Below are 17160 nucleotides of genomic sequence, written 5' to 3'. Positions count from 1 at the left end.
CCCTCCCTGGGCGCTACTTTTGTCATCCATGACAAAAGACCCTCGCTTCAACCTCCCCTGGCACCACGCTGTCGAGCGTTATTTAAGCCGCTATTTCCAATTGAGACAGTCCTGCTTTCTACCCTAGGGATATCCGTCTGAGCAACGGTGAAGCGGTTAACTCGTGGTGTGTCGTTACTAACACGCAGCCCCCCGCCTGAGCGTGGGCAACCAGCTGTCTTTCTAGATCAGCGACGCCGTGGCGATCAATCGCGGTAAAAGGCTCATCCAGTACCCATAGGGCGCGCGGCGTTAACGTTAAGCGCGCCAGGGCAACACGGCGCTGTTGGCCTGCCGAGAGTTGCCCTGCGGGCACATCTTCAAAGCCTGCCAACCCAACCCGTTCAAGAGCTTCCAGGCGCTGCTCTTCATTACCGCTTTGCCCGCTTAAGGCCTGGTACCAGGCTAAATTTTCTAACGGTGAAAGCCCTGATTTAATGCCTGGTGCGTGTCCTAAATAGAGCAGATTCGCGAGAAAATGTTCGCGTGTCTCGTTCATCGCAGCGCCATTCCAGAACAGTTCGCCCTGGTAGTCACTGAGCTGGCCGGAGAGAATTTTCAGAAGGCTGGTTTTACCACTACCATTGGGCCCTTCAATTCGCACTATTTCACCGCTGCGAACCTCCAGATCCAACCCTTGAAACAGCCAGCGGTCATCGCGTTCACAGGCAAGCTGTCGGGCTTGTAGACACAGGCTCAAGCGTCTCTCCTGGCATATTGATTTCGCGTCGAACTCTACACGTAAAGCCCCTTTCTCGCCACTCACACAATGCGGCGCTGGGTCGCAGCGTGATCTTCATCAATATGTCGTAAGAGCAATTATCTCTGGCACTGTATGCAAAAACAGGTCTACAATGAAAACCACTGTATGAAAGAACATGCAATGGAGATTCTCTGATGACCCTATCGATGGCAGCACCTACCGTTACGTTTGGCCGTAGACAACCGGCACCGCGCCCTTACGCAATGGCGCCTAGCATTACCCGACGCAATACCTATGCACTCAAAGTGCGTGGCAATGCACTGTGTGATTGCAACTTGTTCGATGGCGATGTCATTATTATCCGGCGCTATCAACACGATACCCAGACAGAAACTGCCGTTGCCGAAATAAACCAGCAAACGATCGCCTTGAGGCAGCTCTCTATCAGCCGCTTTGGCGTAGAGCTATGGCCAGAAGATACTTTGCAGCCAGCGCTATTTTTGCACAACCGGGATATTCAGGTACTCGGCATGGTAATGGGTGTGAAAAGTGAGACTACCTTTACGGAGCATTAATGCGCTATCGGGTTCCCGAGTTACCCACAGGGTCATGGCACACGGCTGACATTGAAGTAGAAAAGAGCCAATTTATCACCTGGATCTGCCACGCTCCCGATATCAACGCATTCACTACTCTGCTGAATGCGGCGAAAACCGCGCATCCTAATGCCAGCCACCACTGCACTGCCTACATTGCCGGGCCACCCGGCGAGCAAAATCTGATTGGCTTTTCCGATGATGGCGAGCCTGGCGGCACCGCTGGCCGCCCCATGTATCAGGTTCTCCAGGGGAGCCAACTGGGCCAGATTGGCTGTGTGGTCATTCGTTATTTTGGCGGTACAAAGCTCGGCACCGGTGGCTTAGCCCGCGCCTACGCTCAGGCGGTTAGCCATGCCCTTGAGACACTCGCTACCCGGGAAGTGGTTGAGCGCGACACCTACACCCTGCGCCTTACTTTTGCCAATGAAGCGATTGCCCGCGCCTGGTGCGAAGAGCACGACATCCCTATTGAGCAAGCCGACTACGATGGTGATGGCGTTCGCCTGACCATTGGCTGGCCACGGGACTGCCCGCTTGACCTTGCCCCGCTAGAAAACCGCTTGAAGAGTGCTATTGAGGTTCTCTCTGCACCAAAGGCATAACGCAGCAGATGAAAGGGCCCCATATGTCATTGCGAGGAGCTTGCGACGCGGCAATCTCGTTCTGCGGTGGCAAACAAACCGAGATCGCCGCGCTTCGCTCGCGATGACACTCACCGGCCATTGCGAGGAGCCTGAGACGAAGCAATCTCAAGCCTACCCTGAGAACCAACCCCAGATTGCTTCACTGCGTTCGCAATGACACCCCTATGCCGTTGATGGCAGAGGACTAGTTAACCCAGGTATTTAATCATTACCCCGGCCGCGACTGCCGACCCAATAACACCCGCCACGTTGGGGCCCATGGCATGCATCAGCAGGAAGTTATGTGGGTTGGACTCCAGCCCCACCTTATTCGCCACCCGCGCTGCCATAGGCACGGCGGAAACGCCCGCGGCACCGATCAATGGGTTGATGGGCATTTTGCTCACCAGGTTCATCAGCTTGGCCATCAATACCCCAGCGGCCGTGCCGATACCAAAGGCGACAATACCCAGACCTAATATCCCCAGCGTCTCAAATGCCAGGAAACTCTCGGCCATCAGTTTGGAGCCTACCGACAGTCCCAGGATAATCGTGACGATATTGATCAAGGCGTTTTGCGCGGTATCCGACAAGCGCTCGACTACGCCACACTCACGCATCAGATTACCGAAGCAGAACATACCGAGTAGCGGTGCCGCATCGGGCAGAAACAGCGCGACCAGAATCAGCAGCATAAGCGGGAAGATGATTTTTTCCAGCTTGGAGACCGGCCGCAACTGGGTCATCTTGATTTGACGCTCTTTATCGGTGGTCAGCAGACGCATGATGGGCGGCTGTATCAGCGGTACCAACGCCATATAGGCGTAGGCAGCCACCGCGATAGCACCCAGCAGCTCCGGCGCCAGCACGCTGGAGACGTAGATGGAGGTCGGGCCATCCGCCCCGCCAATAATACCAATGGCGGCGGCCTGATTGAGCGAGAAATCCATGATGCCCATCGAGGTGAGCGCCACGGCACCAAACAAAGTGGCAAAAATGCCAAACTGAGCGGCCGCACCTAAAAACAGCGTGCGCGGATTGGCCAGCAGCGGACCGAAGTCGGTCATGGCGCCCACACCCATAAAGATAATCAGCGGGGCGATACCTGAACCAATTGCTACTTTATAGAAGTTGTAAAGCATGCCATCGCTATAGCCGACGCCCACGGCGATATCACGTGCGGCACGCACCTGATCCGGTGCGACGCCATCGTGGGCTATCACTTTTAACGATTCACGCCAGGCTTCCGCATTCGCTAACGGATCCAGCGTCGCGCCCAGCGCTGCCGCTATCTGCTGTAGCACTGCGGGTTTCGCCACCTCGATCGCTTGGTCTAGCGCTGAAATCGCCAACCCTGCTTCGGGAATATTGGCCAGAATGCCGCCAAAGCCAATCGGCACCAGCAGCAGCGGCTCAAACTTCTTATAAATGGCCAGGTAAAGCAGCAGTAGCCCCACCATGATCATGACGGCTTGGCCAAGCTCAAGGTTATATAGCCCAGAGCCTTCCCATAACGTTACTAATTTATCCATTACTGGGCCCTTAGAGCTCGATCAGCGCATCGCCTACGGCTACGCTGTCGCCCTCGCTGACGTTAACCTTAGACACAGTGCCTGCGATACTGGCACGCACTTCGGTTTCCATTTTCATCGCTTCAAGAATGATCACCACATCCCCTTCAGCGACTTTATCGCCAGGGCGGACATTAACCTTGAAGATATTGCCGGCCAGCGGCGCATCAATGCTCTCACCAGTGGGTGCAGACACTTCCTCTTTGGGGGCGCCAGTGCTGGCCGCCGTTTGCTCCTGCACTTCGCCCAGTTCACCACCTTCAGACACTTCCACCACGAAGGCTTTACCGTTGAGCTTAACGGTATAGGTTTCCGAGCCACTGCTAGCCACCGGCGCTTTGCTTTCCACCTTGGCGGGTGTCTTTTCAGCACTTGCGTCAGTTGCCTGGGGGGCAGGTTCAAAGGCGTCGGGATTGTCGCGGTTTTTAAGGAACTTCAAGCCGATCTGCGGGAACAGCGCGTAGGTCAGAACATCATCTACTTCGCGCTTGCCTTCGGCCAAGCGAATGCCTTCAGCGCTAGCCTTCTCTTTCAGTTCGGCAGCCAGCCTATCCATTTCCGGTGAAAGGTTATCCGCCGGGCGACAGGTAATCGGCTCGCCGCCTTCCAAGACGCGCTTTTGCAATTCGGCGTTGAAGGGTGCTGGGGCAGCACCATATTCACCTTTGAGCAGCGCCTGAACTTCCTTGGAGATCGACTTGTAGCGCTCGCCCATCATCACGTTCATGACCGCCTGGGTGCCGACGATTTGCGAGGTGGGCGTCACCAGCGGAATAAAGCCAAGATCTTCGCGCACGCGGGGAATCTCGCTGAGCACGTCGTCCAGCTTATCGCCCGCGCCCTGCTCTTTCAGCTGGCCTTCCATGTTGGTCAGCATGCCGCCGGGCACCTGAGCAATCAGGATGCGCGAATCAATGCCGCGCAGCGAGCCTTCAAAGGCGGCGTACTTCTTGCGTACTTCGCGGAAGTAACCGGCAATATCTTCCAGCAGCTCAAGATCCAGACCGGTATCGCGGCCGGTGTCTTTCAGCATTGCCACCACTGACTCGGTGGGGCTGTGACCGTAGGTCATCGACATGGACGAAATCGAGGTATCGACGTTATCAATGCCTGCTTCCACTGCCTTCAAAATGGTTGAGGTAGAGAGGCCGGTGGTGGCGTGGCAGTGCAGGTGCACCGGAATCGATAGCTCTTTCTTGAGCCGGGTGACCAGATCGAATGCCGTATAGGGCGTCAGTAGCCCCGCCATATCCTTGATAGCCAATGAATCTGCGCCTAAGCCAGCAATGGTTTTGGCGAGATCAACCCAGCTATCCAGGGTATGTACCGGGCTCACGGTGTAAGAGATGGTGCCCTGGGCGTGACCTTCGACGTTACGCACCGCCTGAATGGCGCGCTCTAAATTGCGCGGGTCATTCATGGCATCGAAAACACGGAAGACATCAACGCCGTTGGTTTTCGCCCGCTCGACAAACTTATCGACAACGTCATCGGCGTAGTGGCGGTAGCCCAGCAGGTTCTGACCACGTAGCAACATGGCCTGAGGTGTATTGGGCATAGCCTCTTTTAATGCACGAATGCGCTCCCACGGATCTTCGCCCAAATAGCGGATACAGGCGTCATAAGTGGCCCCACCCCAGGTTTCCAGCGACCAATAGCCAACGCGATCCAGTTTTTCGGCGATCGGCAGCATATCGTCCAGCCGCATACGTGTAGCGAATAGCGATTGATGGGCATCGCGCAGCACGACATCAGTAATGCCTAGAGGGCGTTTTATTTCGTTCATTGTCATGGCTCACAGTAGAGAGTTGTAAGTTTGTAGTAAAAATAACAAAAAAATAGCCACAAGAGGGCCAAAATGAAAAAAATCGAGAAAGTTAACGACGCCGGCTTGAGCGATAACGATGCACTGCAGCACTGATCACCGCCATGACCTCGTCATTTTGCGCAGAGGAACCCGAAGATGGCGACGATTTATTGCCCGTATTAACAGCCACAGGGGCGGGTTGGAAACGCCCAATAAGCTTCGACATCAGCGTAACGCTAATGACCAAAACAGTAAGAAAAACAAACACTACGCCCATACCGAGCGCCATTAACGCCAGCCCTTCTTGCAATAGTTCTAGATCCTGCATAAAGCGATCTCCTTGAAGCCCGGTGTCTTGAAGCACAGCTCAAGTACCATTTTTACGCACATCATGACGCCAATACGGTGAAAGGCGCTTGGCGCAGTAAGGGGAATGCACTAACCTGCCACACCCAGAATAGAATGCAATGGCGCGATAGTGGAAGTCATGGTTGTTAATTTACTACAAAACGGCAGAATCGGCCTAGCCCCGATGGAAGGGGTAATCGACGCCCTGACTCGTGATCTGCTGACCCGGCATGCCGGGTTCGACTGGACGGTCACCGAGTTTGTACGTGTGGTCGATGCGCGCCTGCCGCCAAGAGTGTTTTATAAACACTGCCCCGAGCTTGCGCAACCGCCTGTGGCCACACCAAGCGGCATTCCCGTGCATTTACAGTTACTGGGCTCTGACCCAGTCGCCCTGGCGGCTAACGCGCGCCAGGCGCTTAGCCTGGGCGCGGTGAGCGTCGATCTTAATTTCGGCTGCCCTGCCAAACTGGTTAACCGGCACGATGGCGGCGCCTCGCTGTTACGCCAGCCTGATCGCGTCTATAAGGCGGTTAAAGCCGTTCACGACGCTTTAGAGGGGGAAATCCCGGTGACCGCCAAGATTCGCCTGGGCTTCGCTAATCGCCGTTTAGCGGTGGCCTGCGCCCAAGCCACCGAAGCGGGCGGAGCAGCACAGCTGGTCGTTCATGCACGCACCCGAGACGAGGGCTACCGCCCACCGGCACACTGGGAGTGGATCGGCAAAATTCGCCGCCAAGTGAGCATCCCCGTGGTCGCCAACGGCGATATCTGGACACTGGAAGATTACTGGAAAGCCCGCACCCTGTCAGGGTGTCGCGACGTGATGCTGGGACGGAGCGCCCTGGCCGATCCTTGGCTGGCGCCACGCATTCGCCACTGGCTGCAAACCGGCGAGCGGCTACCTGAGAGTAGCTGGGCGATGCGCGCCAACGTGCTCAAAGAATACGCCGCTCTACAGCGTCAAAAGCTACCCGACCGCGTCGTGGTCTCTCTGGTAAAGCAGTGGCTTGCCCAAATGCGTCAAGGCAGCAGTGAAGCTGAACAGAATTTTCAGCGCGTAAAGCGCATCACCGAGTTAGACCAACTGCTCGACAGCCTTGTTGTCGACGAACAGCAAGCTGCAATGGCTTAGCCCTTCTTTCGCACCACCCCTTTAACAGGCAAAAAAAAGCGCCCTACCGCAAAGCGGGGGCGCTACAAACGATCGCAAGACCGGGGCGCGAGCGACTTCCGGTCAGGCTAGAAACTGGCGGTCAGACTGGAAACAGAAAACCCGCTCTCAATAAGAGAGCGGGTTTTGGAATCTGGCGCGCCCGGGAGGATTCGAACCTCCGACCCCCTGATTCGTAGTCAGGTACTCTATCCAGCTGAGCTACGGGCGCGTAACGTTTTACTAACGTTTACTTTTACTGCTACCAAGACTACTACAAATACTGCTTAATGCAATTAGCCTCTGGTACAACTAACTTTAAATACAGCTAATCTAAAATACGATTAACCATAAATGCAGTCAGCATAAAAAGGTGGCGCGCCCGGGAGGATTCGAACCTCCGACCCCCTGATTCGTAGTCAGGTACTCTATCCAGCTGAGCTACGGGCGCATACCTTGTGACCATGCACTTTTTAACAAAGTAAAAGTACTTACTGGCCATGCGACTGGCGGAGAGAGAGGGATTCGAACCCTCGATAGGGCTATAAACCCTATACTCCCTTAGCAGGGGAGCGCCTTCAGCCACTCGGCCACCTCTCCTCAACGGCACGGCGCGAATATTACCGATTTAGTCTTCTTGTGTCTAGTCTTCTACGGATTTTTTTCGCACCGGCCATATCTTACATATAAGCTTACGCTTTAAGCATCGTTTCATCATGCGAGCTCGCAAGGCTTATTCCACTTCATTTTCACTGTTTCGTTCACGCTGAATACGCTGGTAAATCTCTTCACGATGAACTGCCACATCTTTAGGCGCATTTACGCCGATACGTACTTGATTGCCTTTCACACCTAGCACGGTGACGGTGATTTCATCACCGATCATCAGCGTTTCGCCAACACGGCGAGTTAGGATGAGCATGGCTGATCTCCTTTTCAGACGTTTTATGCAACGGGATATGTCAGCCGGAGGCAACACCATGCCATTATGCGACATAGTGTTCCCTGTCACCAATGACTCCGGCTCCATGACACCTTATACCTCCCGTTGAAAGAAAGCTCACCACCACACGGCAGTAAGTACCCCTTCAGCGTAGAAGGTTTAAGGTATTAATGTTATTCAGATTCGATATCTGCCTTATCTAAACCAAAAGCTTTGTGTAATGCATTAACAGCAAGCTCCATATGCTTCTCATCAATCACGACCGAGATTTTAATCTCAGAGGTGGAGACCATACGGATATTTACATTTTCGTCAGCTAGCACACGGAACATTTTCGACGCCACACCGGCGTGAGAACGCATACCGACACCCACTAAAGAGACCTTAGCAATATTGTCGTCGCCACGCAGCTCACCGCCGCCCAAATCAGGAATCACCGTCTCTTCAAGCAGCTTTTTAGTGGCTTTGTAATCGCCCTTAGCAACCGTAAAGGTAAAGTCGGTATAGTCTCCGGCCGGCGCCACGTTCTGCACGATCATGTCCACTTCGATATTGGCATCGGCAATGGGCCCTAGAATGCGTGATGCCACACCCGGCACGTCCGGCGTATTCAGCAGGGTTAATTTTGCTTCATTTTTGGTGAAAGCGATACCGGAGATCAGTGGTTCTTCCATAGCGTCCTCGTCTTGGTCGGCTTCTGCAACAATTAGGGTACCGGGGCCGTCTTCAAAGCTCGACAGCACCCGCAGGGGTACGTTGTACTTTCCGGCAAACTCTACCGCGCGGATCTGCAGCACTTTAGAGCCGAGACTGGCCAGTTCCAGCATCTCTTCCACGGTAATGCTCGTTAAGCGCTGGGCTTTGGAGCAGACGCGAGGGTCGGTGGTGTATACCCCGTCAACATCGGTGTAAATCTGGCACTCATCGGCACCTAGCGCAGCGGCTAGCGCCACCCCTGTGGTGTCAGAACCACCACGGCCCAGGGTGGTGATATTGCCGTCTTCATCGACCCCTTGGAACCCGGCCACAACAACTACCTGACCAGCGTCCAGATCGGCCTTGAGGTCTTCGGTTTCAATGCGCTGGATACGCGCCTTGGTATAGGCACTATCGGTATGAATGCCTACCTGGGCGCCTGTGTGCGAAGTGGCTGGCACACCGATTTGCTGAAGCGCCATGGCGAGCAGTGAAATAGTTACCTGCTCGCCGGTCGATAGCAGCATATCCATCTCGCGCGGTGCGGGATCGTCGTTAAGCGCCTGTGCCATGTCCGTCAGGCGGTTGGTTTCGCCGCTCATGGCGGAGACCACGACCACTACCTGATGGCCTTGATCGCGGAAGCCCTTAACCTTTTCCGCTACGGCCTTGATACGCTCGACAGAGCCCACCGAAGTGCCGCCGAACTTCTGTACGTATAGTGCCATATGCCGTTTTTTCCTATGCGTTCGGGAATGGAGGGTGAAAGTGTCACAAGTTTTAAATAAATAATAAGGCCGGTGACAATAATGCCACCGGCCCAGAGGTTTAGCTAAGAACGTTTTCCAACCATGCTGGTACGCTCTTCAACGCATCCGGCAGGGCGTCGGGTTGACTACCTCCCGCTTGGGCCATGTCGGGGCGGCCACCGCCCTTCCCTCCTACCTGGGAGGCAACATGGTTCACCAGCTCACCGGCTTTCACTCGGCCGCTCAGATCCTGGGTGACCCCAGCGATCAGACTCACTTTGCCCGCCGCCTGGTCGGCAACGCCGAGGATAATCACTCCAGAGCTTAGCTTGTTCTTAAGCTGATCAAGGATGCCGCGTAAATCTTTGCCTGACACGCCATCCAGCTGCGTCGCCAGCAGCTTCACGCCATTGACCTCCTGCACCTGGCTGAGCATATCGCTACCCGCTGCACTGGCTAGTTTGGCCTTGAGCTGCTCAAGCTCTTTTTCCAGGCTACGGTTGCGCTCAACCAGTGATTCTACCCGCGCTTCGACCTGTTCAGGCTTGGTCTTCAAGCGCTCACCCAATCGCTCGAGGCGGGCTTCCTGCTCGCGGAAGTGAGCCAGCGCATTTTCGCCGGTGATCGCTTCGATGCGGCGCACACCAGAAGCAATGCCCACTTCGCTCATCACATGGCAGCAGCCAATATCACCGCTGCGTGCCACGTGGGTACCACCGCATAACTCGATCGAGAAATCGTCGGCACCAATGGTCAGCACGCGCACGTTCTCGGCGTATTTGGCCTCAAACAGCGCTGCTGCGCCCTTGGCCTTGGCTTGGTCCAGGCTCATCTGCTCGATCTTGGTCGGCGCATTAGCCAGAATCTGCTCATTGACCAGCCGTTCGACTTCCGCCAGTTGCTCGGCGGTCACCGGCTCGAAGTGGCTAAAGTCGAAGCGCAGGCGCTCGGCGTTCACCAGCGAGCCTTTCTGCTGTACGTGATCACCCAGCACCATGCGCAGCGCTTTATGCAGCAGGTGGGTGGCTGAGTGATTGCGAATGGTGGCTGTGCGCAGGCTGGCATCCACTTCACCACGCACGCTTGCGCCAACGCTTAGCGAGCCTTCTACCATCATGCCCTGGTGAAGATGATGACCGCTCTGCTTTTGGGTATCAGTGACCTGGAAACGGCCACCGTCGACATACAGGTAGCCGGTATCGCCCACCTGGCCGCCTGACTCGCCGTAAAACGGCGTGCGGTCTAGTACCACGACACCCTTCTGCCCCGCTTCCAGCGCTGCCAGTGGATTGCCCTCGCTGTCGACCAGCGCGGTTACCTTGGCCTGATCTTCCAAGCGGTCGTAGCCGGTAAAGGCAGTTTCGCCCTCCAACTCGATGGAGGCGCTGTAGTCGGCGCCAAATTGGCTGGCCGCCCGTGCGCGTTCACGCTGGGCCTCTAACGCCTGCTGAAAGCCATCTTCGTCCAGGCTAACGCCACGCTCACGACAGACGTCGGCGGTAAGGTCGAAGGGAAAGCCGTAGGTGTCATAAAGCTTAAACACCGTCTCACCCGGCAGCACCTTGCCATCCAACTCGGCCAGTGCCGCATTCAAGAGCCCCATACCGTGATCCAGGGTGCGTGCGAACTGCTCTTCTTCTTTCAGCAGTACACGGGCAATTTGATCGCTCGCTTCACGCAGTTCCGGATAGGCATCGCCCATCTCCGCATCCAGCGCCTCCACCAGCTTGTGGAAGAACGGCTCAACCGCGCCCAGCTTGTGGCCGTGACGAATTGCACGGCGAATGATCCGACGCAGGACATAGCCGCGCCCTTCGTTGGAAGGCAGCACGCCATCAGCAATCAAGAAGGCACAGGAACGGATATGGTCGGCAATTACGCGCAACGAAGGCGTAGCGGTATCAGGGTGCCCGGTCGCTTTCGCAGCGGCTTGCAGCAGGTTCTGGAACAGGTCGATCTCATAGTTGGAGTGGACGCCCTGCATGACAGCGGCGACACGCTCCAGCCCCATACCGGTATCGATGGAGGGCTTGGGCAGCGGGTTGAGCGTGCCCTGGGCATCGCGATCAAACTGCATGAACACCAGGTTCCAGATTTCGATATAGCGATCGCCATCCTCTTCCGGGCTGCCCGGCGGGCCACCCCAAACCTCAGGGCCGTGATCAAAGAAGATTTCCGAACTGGGGCCGCAGGGGCCGGTGTCGCCCATCTGCCAGAAGTTATCTTCATCCAGCTTGGAGAAGCGCTCAGGGTCGATGCCAATCTCATCTTTCCAGATGCGCTCAGCTTCGTCATCGCTGATGTGTACCGTTACCCACAGCTTGTCTTTGGGGAGTCCCAGCGTTTCGGTTAAAAACACCCAGGCAAAGCGAATGGCGTCGCGCTTGAAGTAGTCGCCAAAGCTGAAGTTACCCAGCATCTCAAAGAAGGTGTGGTGGCGTGCGGTATAGCCGACGTTGTCTAAATCATTATGCTTACCGCCCGCGCGAACGCAGCGCTGCGCAGAGGTGGCGCGCACGTAAGGGCGCGGATCGCGGCCTAGAAACACATCTTTAAACGGCACCATGCCGGCATTGGTAAACAGCAGCGTCGGGTCGTTGCCCGGCACTAATGAGCTGGTGGGTACAATCGTATGCCCCTGCTCTTCGAAGAAGGTGAGAAAGGCCTGTCTAATCTCTGCGCTTTTCATAGGGTATCCGTAACAAGAAAGCGTGATGTCCCAGGGCGCTGTTGCCGCTACCCTCAGGGGTCGCAAAGCAGCCATTATAGCGCAGTTGTCAAACGACTAAAGCCGCACTTAGTGGCAGAAAGGCAAACAGCCACGTAAACAACTGGATGAACAAGCGTATTAGAGCGCTACTAGAAATGTAAGAGGGGGTATTGTATAGGCTGGGGAAAACGTATTACAGACAGGAGAGCGCGTAGCGAATTTGTTCAAAATCGAAGCCGCGACTGGCGAGAAAACGTTCACGCCTAGCGCGCTCTTTGGGGGTCTCACCAGGGCTATCAAAACGCCGCGCCAGGGTTTCCCGGGCTAGCTCAAACCAGTCGACCTGCTCGCCCCCCTCCACTTCTTCAAAAGCGGTGGCAAGGGTTTCCTGGTCTATGCCGCGCTGGCGCAACTCGCCTTTAATACGAATCACGCCTTGGCCACGCAGTATGCGCGAGCGCACGAAACTGGCCGCAAAGCGCGCGTCAGACTGCAGCCCTTGTTCAACCAAGGCGTCCAGGCACTCATCAATAGCGGCATCGTCGAAAGACTTTTTCTTCAGACGCTGAGCAAGCTCGGCGCGGGAGTATTCGCGCCGAGCCAGTAAACCAATGGCGATATCACGGGGCGTAGCATCACGCTGGGAGGTGAATGCCATCAGCTTATCTTAGCGAGAGTCGTCTTAAAGCAGATCGTCATCACCCGCATCCAATTCTGCCGCTGCTTCGGCAGGTGCATCTTCCTTCTCCTTTTTAGGATCGGGCTTGGCCAAGAGCTGCTCACGAATCTGCGTTTCGATTTCGAGCATAATTTCCGGGTGCTCTTCCAGATACAGCGCTGAATTGGCTTTACCTTGACCGATTTTCTTACCTTTATAGCTGTACCAGGCACCGGCTTTGTCGACTAGGTTGCACTGCACGCCCAGGTCGATGACCTCACCGGCGTGGTAGATACCCTTGCCGTAAAGAATCTGGAATTCAGCCTGACGGAATGGCGGTGCTACCTTGTTTTTGACTACTTTCACGCGGGTTTCGTTACCGGTGACTTCATCACCCACTTTCACCGAGCCGGTACGACGAATATCCAGACGCACGCTGGCATAGAACTTCAGCGCGTTACCACCAGTGGTGGTTTCGGGGCTACCAAACATGACGCCGATCTTCATGCGGATCTGGTTGATGAAGATCACCAAGCAGTTGGCGTTTTTGATATTACCGGTGATTTTACGCAGTGCCTGAGACATCAAACGCGCCTGTAGGCCAACGTGGGAATCACCCATTTCGCCTTCGATTTCAGCGCGCGGGGTCAACGCAGCGACCGAGTCGATAACAATCACGTCAACACCGCCAGAGCGTACCAGCATGTCGGTAATTTCCAGCGCCTGCTCACCGGTGTCCGGCTGGGAAATCAGTAGATCATCCAGGTTGACGCCTAGCTTTTCTGCGTAGCTGGGGTCAAGCGCATGCTCGGCATCGACGAAGGCACACACTTTGCCTTGCTTTTGCGCTTGCGCAATCACCGAAAGGGTCAGTGTCGTTTTACCCGAGGACTCTGGACCAAAAATTTCAGCCACGCGGCCAAACGGCAGCCCGCCGATGCCGAGGGCGATATCCAGACCCAATGAACCGGTGGAAACCGACGGCATGACGACACGCGGTGCGTCGCCTAGACGCATGACGGTGCCCTTGCCGAACTGACGGTCGATTTGGGTGAGTGCAGCGTTTAGCGCTTTAGTGCGGTTGTCATCCTGAGCCATTCAGAGATTCCTCATAACAAGCTGTATAATTAGCCAGTAGTATGCCAAAGATTGCGCCGTAAACAAATCCTTGATCGCGCTTTCTCTCATCTATTTTATCAACAGCCTTTTTGCATATGCGCCTTTTTCTTACGGCTGGTTCGTCTTGCTCGCCTTCTCGCGCTCATTCAGGCGCGCCACCAGCCCAACCAAGGCCTGACGCACGGCCTGCTCTCGCACCGACTGACGGTCACCTGGAAAGTGAAAGCATTCAGCTTCCTGGGCAGCAGCATCTCCCCAGGCCAACCAAACCGTACCCACCGGCTTTTCAGCGCTCCCCCCCTCTGGGCCTGCAACACCGCTAACGGCAACAGCTAAGCCCGCGCCACTTTCATTACAGGCACCCAGCACCATGGCTTTGACGACCTCCTTGCTGACAGCACCGTGCTCGGCCAGCGTGGTCTCAGGCACCCCCAATAAGCGCGTTTTAGCAGCATTCGCATAGGTCACATAGCCCGTCGTAAAGTAAGCAGAGCTACCCGCCACCTCGGTAATGGCGCTGGCAATGCCGCCCCCCGTACATGACTCAGCGGCGGTCACTTCTACATTCAACTGCTTACACAGCCGCCCCAGCCGCTGAGCTAACAGGGTTAAATCAAGATTTTTCAGGCTAGTTTCGCTGGGCACTATGGTCGCTCCTTCAAGTGAGTCGTCTATTCAGCGTAGAATACTGCGTTTAGCTTTCTCAAAGAAATTGCTCAATCAGGACGCCCATGTCACAGGCCATTCCCCCTAACACGCCCATGATCACGCAATATTTAAAGATCAAGCGCGAGCACCCCGAGGTACTGCTGTTCTACCGCATGGGGGATTTTTATGAACTGTTTTTCGACGACGCCAAGCGCGCCGCCGCACTGCTGGATATTACCCTTACCCAGCGTGGGCAGTCAGGCGGCAAGCCTATCCCGATGGCGGGCGTCCCCTATCACAGCGCTGAGGGCTATCTGGCCCGCCTCGTCGCTGGCGGCGAGTCGGTCGCTATTTGTGAGCAAATTGGCGACCCCGCGACCAGCAAAGGGCCCGTTGAGCGCCAAGTGGTGCGTATCGTCACCCCTGGCACACTCCACGATGAAGCGCTGCTCGATGCCCGCCGCGACAACGTCCTGGTGTCCGTTTCTCCCGGAAAAGAGAGCTGGGGCCTTGCCTGGCTGGAGCTCTCCAGTGGTCGCTTCAACGTACTGGAAGTAGACAGCGAAGCCGAAATGCTCGCCGAGCTGACGCGTCTCTCCCCGGCCGAGCTGCTGGTACCCGAAAGCTTAACGCTACCCGAGGCCTGGTCGCAGAAACGCAGCCTGCGCCGCCAGGGCGAGTGGCTGTTTGATTTGGAAAGCGCTACCCGTAGCCTCTGCGACCAGTTCGAAGTGCAGGATTTACGTGGCTTTGGCTGTGCGCACTTAACCTCTGCGCTAATTGCTGCCGGGGTATTGATCGATTATGCCCGGGACACTCAGCGCTCGCGCCTGCCCCACGTGACCGCCATCAGCGTTGAGAACCGCGACGACGCGGTGGTGATCGACGCTGCCAGCCGCCGTAATCTGGAAATTGATATCAACCTGGGCGGCAGCAGCGACAACACCCTGGCCAGCGTGCTGGATACCTGTACCACCGCCATGGGTTCACGGCTACTCAAACGCTGGCTTAATCGGCCACTGCGTCAACGCGAGATTGTCCAGGCCCGTCATGCGGGTGTGGCGCTGCTAAGCCTGGATGCCGCCTATATGCCGCTGCGCGAGACGTTGAGCGCGGTGGGCGACGTGGAGCGCATTCTGGCCCGGGTGGCGCTGTATAGCGCCCGCCCGCGCGATTTGGCACGGCTGCGGGATGCACTGGTAACGCTTCCGGAACTGGAGCAACAGCTTAGCGAGGTTGAGAGCGGCAGTGCGCTGGATAACCTGCGCCCGCATATTCGCCCCTACCCAGAAATGGCCGATATGCTCAGCCGGGCGCTGGTAGAAAATCCGCCGGTGGTGATCCGCGATGGCGGGGTGATTGCCGATGGCTTTGATTCAGAGCTCGATGAGCACCGTGGCATGGCCGAAAACGCGGGCGACTATCTTATTCAGCTCGAGCTTCGCGAGCGCGAGCGTACGGGGCTAGCCAATCTCAAAGTGGGCTACAACCGGGTGCACGGCTACTTTATTGAGCTACCGCGTTCACAAGCCCAGCAGGCGCCCGCCGACTATATTCGCCGCCAGACACTTAAAAATGCCGAGCGGTTCATTATCCCCGAGCTCAAAGAGTTTGAAGATAAGGCACTCTCCGCTAAATCTCGCGCGTTGACGCGTGAAAAATGGCTCTACGATCGCCTGCTTGGCGATCTCAACGCAAGCCTTCACGCGCTGCAGAGCACCTCGCAAGCCTTGGCGGAACTGGACGTACTGTGCGCCTTTGCCGAGCGCGCCGAGGCGCTGAACTGGGTGCGTCCAACACTCAGCGAAACCACCGGGATTCAAATTGACGCGGGACGACATCCGGTGGTCGAGCAGGTGAGCGAGACACCCTTTGTCCCCAACGACGTGACGCTCAATCCTGACCAGCACATGCTGATTATTACCGGCCCTAACATGGGCGGTAAATCGACCTATATGCGTCAGACGGCGCTCATCGCCCTTCTCGCTCACTGCGGCAGTTTTGTGCCCGCCGATGCCGCCGAGATCGGCCCGCTGGATCGAATATTCACCCGCATTGGCTCATCGGATGACTTGGCCGGCGGGCGCTCTACCTTTATGGTCGAGATGACTGAAACCGCCAACATTCTCCACAATGCCACCCAGCAAAGCTTGATCCTGATGGATGAAATTGGCCGCGGCACCAGTACCTTTGACGGTCTGTCGCTCGCCTGGGCAAGCGCTGAACATTTGGCAAAAGGACGCGCGCTAACGCTGTTTGCGACCCACTACTTTGAAATGACGGCGCTGCCTGAGCATATGGAAGGGGTGGCCAATATCCACCTAACGGCGACCGAGCATGGCGACAGCATTGTGTTTATGCACCGCATCGAAGCGGGCCCGGCCAGCCAGAGCTATGGTTTGCAGGTGGCGCAATTAGCGGGCGTGCCCAACCATGTGATTAAACGTGCCCGCGAGAAGCTGATAAGTTTGGAGCAGCGTGATGTGGATAACACAGCGCAGGCGCCGCGAACCGCACCGCAGCAAAACGATCTGTTCGCCGCTGCACCGCATCCGGTGGTCGAGGCGTTGGAAAACGTCGATATGGATGGTTTAACGCCACGGGAAGCGCTAGCGCTGTTGTATCAGTGGCGAGACCTGATCTAATGGTGCTTATAGGAGGGAAAGCCATATGGCGCTTGCCGCCAGGTATGCGCACCTCTAGAATGTCGTTCAAACTTTTAGCTTATAAAAAACGGCTGATTTATAACCATTCACGATTGACCATGGCTGGGAGTTACCCGGCCCTGCAAGAG

At 56.2% G+C, this 17160-nt stretch carries 14 protein-coding genes and 3 tRNA genes; 4 read left to right on the top strand and 13 right to left on the bottom strand.

Annotation, left to right across the window (positions count from 1 at the left end):
- Positions 1 to 118 precede the first annotated feature (118 nt).
- Entirely contained in the window at positions 119 to 739 is a 621-nt protein-coding gene (gene ccmA, locus ACW17M_RS11470; protein ID WP_457547416.1) for a cytochrome c biogenesis heme-transporting ATPase CcmA, read from the bottom strand.
- A 197-nt stretch (positions 740 to 936) separates the two neighbouring features.
- Here ccmA and ACW17M_RS11465 point away from each other — a divergent pair, with 197 nt between their 5' ends.
- Together ACW17M_RS11465 and ACW17M_RS11460 are read left to right on the top strand one after the other, a co-directional pair.
- Entirely contained in the window at positions 937 to 1317 is a 381-nt protein-coding gene (locus tag ACW17M_RS11465; protein WP_027957354.1) for a LexA family protein, read from the top strand.
- On the top strand, positions 1317 to 1943 hold the full coding sequence (locus ACW17M_RS11460; protein WP_022519960.1) for an IMPACT family protein: 627 nt from the start codon (positions 1317 to 1319) through the stop codon (positions 1941 to 1943). The genes ACW17M_RS11465 and ACW17M_RS11460 overlap by 1 nt, the downstream gene beginning before the upstream one ends.
- A gap of 230 nt (positions 1944 to 2173) precedes the next feature.
- Here the strand turns inward: ACW17M_RS11460 and ACW17M_RS11455 are convergent, their stop codons facing one another.
- From ACW17M_RS11455 to ACW17M_RS11445, 3 genes are all read right to left on the bottom strand, one after another.
- Positions 2174 to 3496 carry a sodium ion-translocating decarboxylase subunit beta gene (locus ACW17M_RS11455; RefSeq protein WP_022519961.1) on the bottom strand — a complete coding sequence of 441 codons (1323 nt, stop codon included), beginning with the start codon at positions 3494 to 3496 and terminating at the stop codon, positions 2174 to 2176.
- Between the two features lie 10 nt (positions 3497 to 3506).
- The gene (gene oadA / locus ACW17M_RS11450; protein WP_457547415.1) at positions 3507 to 5321 is read right to left on the bottom strand and encodes a sodium-extruding oxaloacetate decarboxylase subunit alpha; all 1815 of its coding nucleotides are present in this window, start codon (positions 5319 to 5321) and stop codon (positions 3507 to 3509) included.
- A 91-nt stretch (positions 5322 to 5412) separates the two neighbouring features.
- Entirely contained in the window at positions 5413 to 5670 is a 258-nt protein-coding gene (locus tag ACW17M_RS11445; protein WP_342584775.1) for an OadG family protein, read from the bottom strand.
- A 159-nt stretch (positions 5671 to 5829) separates the two neighbouring features.
- On the opposite strand from ACW17M_RS11445, the gene ACW17M_RS11440 reads away from it, so the two are divergent.
- On the top strand, positions 5830 to 6825 hold the full coding sequence (locus tag ACW17M_RS11440; RefSeq protein WP_223828023.1) for a tRNA dihydrouridine synthase: 996 nt from the start codon (positions 5830 to 5832) through the stop codon (positions 6823 to 6825).
- 173 nt (positions 6826 to 6998) lie between these two features.
- Here the strand turns inward: ACW17M_RS11440 and ACW17M_RS11435 are convergent.
- The 9 genes from ACW17M_RS11435 to ACW17M_RS11395 form a co-directional block, all read right to left on the bottom strand.
- Positions 6999 to 7075: transfer RNA gene (locus tag ACW17M_RS11435), tRNA-Arg, on the bottom strand.
- A 142-nt stretch (positions 7076 to 7217) separates the two neighbouring features.
- Positions 7218 to 7294 (bottom strand) — tRNA-Arg (locus tag ACW17M_RS11430).
- A gap of 56 nt (positions 7295 to 7350) precedes the next feature.
- A tRNA-Ser gene (locus ACW17M_RS11425) sits at positions 7351 to 7443 on the bottom strand.
- A 133-nt stretch (positions 7444 to 7576) separates the two neighbouring features.
- Positions 7577 to 7765 carry a carbon storage regulator CsrA gene (gene csrA / locus ACW17M_RS11420; RefSeq protein ID WP_007111501.1) on the bottom strand — a complete coding sequence of 63 codons (189 nt, stop codon included), beginning with the start codon at positions 7763 to 7765 and terminating at the stop codon, positions 7577 to 7579.
- 194 nt (positions 7766 to 7959) lie between these two features.
- Positions 7960 to 9210, bottom strand: coding sequence for an aspartate kinase (locus tag ACW17M_RS11415; RefSeq protein ID WP_009286781.1), 1251 nt, complete (start codon positions 9208 to 9210; stop codon positions 7960 to 7962).
- A gap of 100 nt (positions 9211 to 9310) precedes the next feature.
- A complete protein-coding gene (gene alaS, locus ACW17M_RS11410; protein WP_141439955.1) occupies positions 9311 to 11920 on the bottom strand; it encodes an alanine--tRNA ligase in 2610 nt (869 codons plus the stop codon).
- Positions 11921 to 12134: 214 nt separating this feature from the next.
- Positions 12135 to 12599, bottom strand: a complete 465-nt coding sequence (locus ACW17M_RS11405; RefSeq protein WP_022519966.1) for a regulatory protein RecX — start codon at positions 12597 to 12599, stop codon at positions 12135 to 12137.
- A 24-nt stretch (positions 12600 to 12623) separates the two neighbouring features.
- Entirely contained in the window at positions 12624 to 13697 is a 1074-nt protein-coding gene (gene recA, locus ACW17M_RS11400) for a recombinase RecA (protein WP_027957359.1), read from the bottom strand.
- Positions 13698 to 13826: 129 nt separating this feature from the next.
- Complete coding sequence (locus tag ACW17M_RS11395; protein WP_035538996.1) at positions 13827 to 14366, bottom strand: CinA family protein; 540 nt, start codon at positions 14364 to 14366, stop codon at positions 13827 to 13829.
- 83 nt (positions 14367 to 14449) lie between these two features.
- Between ACW17M_RS11395 and mutS the strand changes: the two genes are divergently transcribed.
- Complete coding sequence (mutS, locus tag ACW17M_RS11390) at positions 14450 to 17011, top strand: DNA mismatch repair protein MutS (RefSeq protein WP_457547414.1); 2562 nt, start codon at positions 14450 to 14452, stop codon at positions 17009 to 17011.
- Positions 17012 to 17160 lie beyond the last annotated feature (149 nt).

The sequence above is a fragment of the Vreelandella sp. 2A-K22 genome, assembly GCF_054065485.1.
The sequence above is the reverse complement of the archived record's forward strand: the minus strand, read 5'-3'. Positions and strand labels throughout refer to the sequence as shown.

Excerpts from the sequence above, each read along its gene's own strand:
- oadA (WP_457547415.1), bottom strand. The coding sequence starts at position 5,321 with ATGAACGAAATAAAACGCCCTCTAGGCATTACTGATGTCGTGCTGCGC.
- ACW17M_RS11460 (WP_022519960.1), top strand. The coding sequence starts at position 1,317 with ATGCGCTATCGGGTTCCCGAGTTACCCACAGGGTCATGGCACACGGCT.
- ACW17M_RS11415 (WP_009286781.1), bottom strand. The coding sequence starts at position 9,210 with ATGGCACTATACGTACAGAAGTTCGGCGGCACTTCGGTGGGCTCTGTC.
- ACW17M_RS11465 (WP_027957354.1), top strand. The coding sequence starts at position 937 with ATGACCCTATCGATGGCAGCACCTACCGTTACGTTTGGCCGTAGACAA.
- ACW17M_RS11440 (WP_223828023.1), top strand. The coding sequence starts at position 5,830 with ATGGTTGTTAATTTACTACAAAACGGCAGAATCGGCCTAGCCCCGATG.
- ACW17M_RS11445 (WP_342584775.1), bottom strand. The coding sequence starts at position 5,670 with ATGCAGGATCTAGAACTATTGCAAGAAGGGCTGGCGTTAATGGCGCTC.
- ACW17M_RS11455 (WP_022519961.1), bottom strand. The coding sequence starts at position 3,496 with ATGGATAAATTAGTAACGTTATGGGAAGGCTCTGGGCTATATAACCTT.
- mutS (WP_457547414.1), top strand. The coding sequence starts at position 14,450 with ATGTCACAGGCCATTCCCCCTAACACGCCCATGATCACGCAATATTTA.
- alaS (WP_141439955.1), bottom strand. The coding sequence starts at position 11,920 with ATGAAAAGCGCAGAGATTAGACAGGCCTTTCTCACCTTCTTCGAAGAG.
- recA (WP_027957359.1), bottom strand. The coding sequence starts at position 13,697 with ATGGCTCAGGATGACAACCGCACTAAAGCGCTAAACGCTGCACTCACC.
- ACW17M_RS11405 (WP_022519966.1), bottom strand. The coding sequence starts at position 12,599 with ATGGCATTCACCTCCCAGCGTGATGCTACGCCCCGTGATATCGCCATT.
- csrA (WP_007111501.1), bottom strand. The coding sequence starts at position 7,765 with ATGCTCATCCTAACTCGCCGTGTTGGCGAAACGCTGATGATCGGTGAT.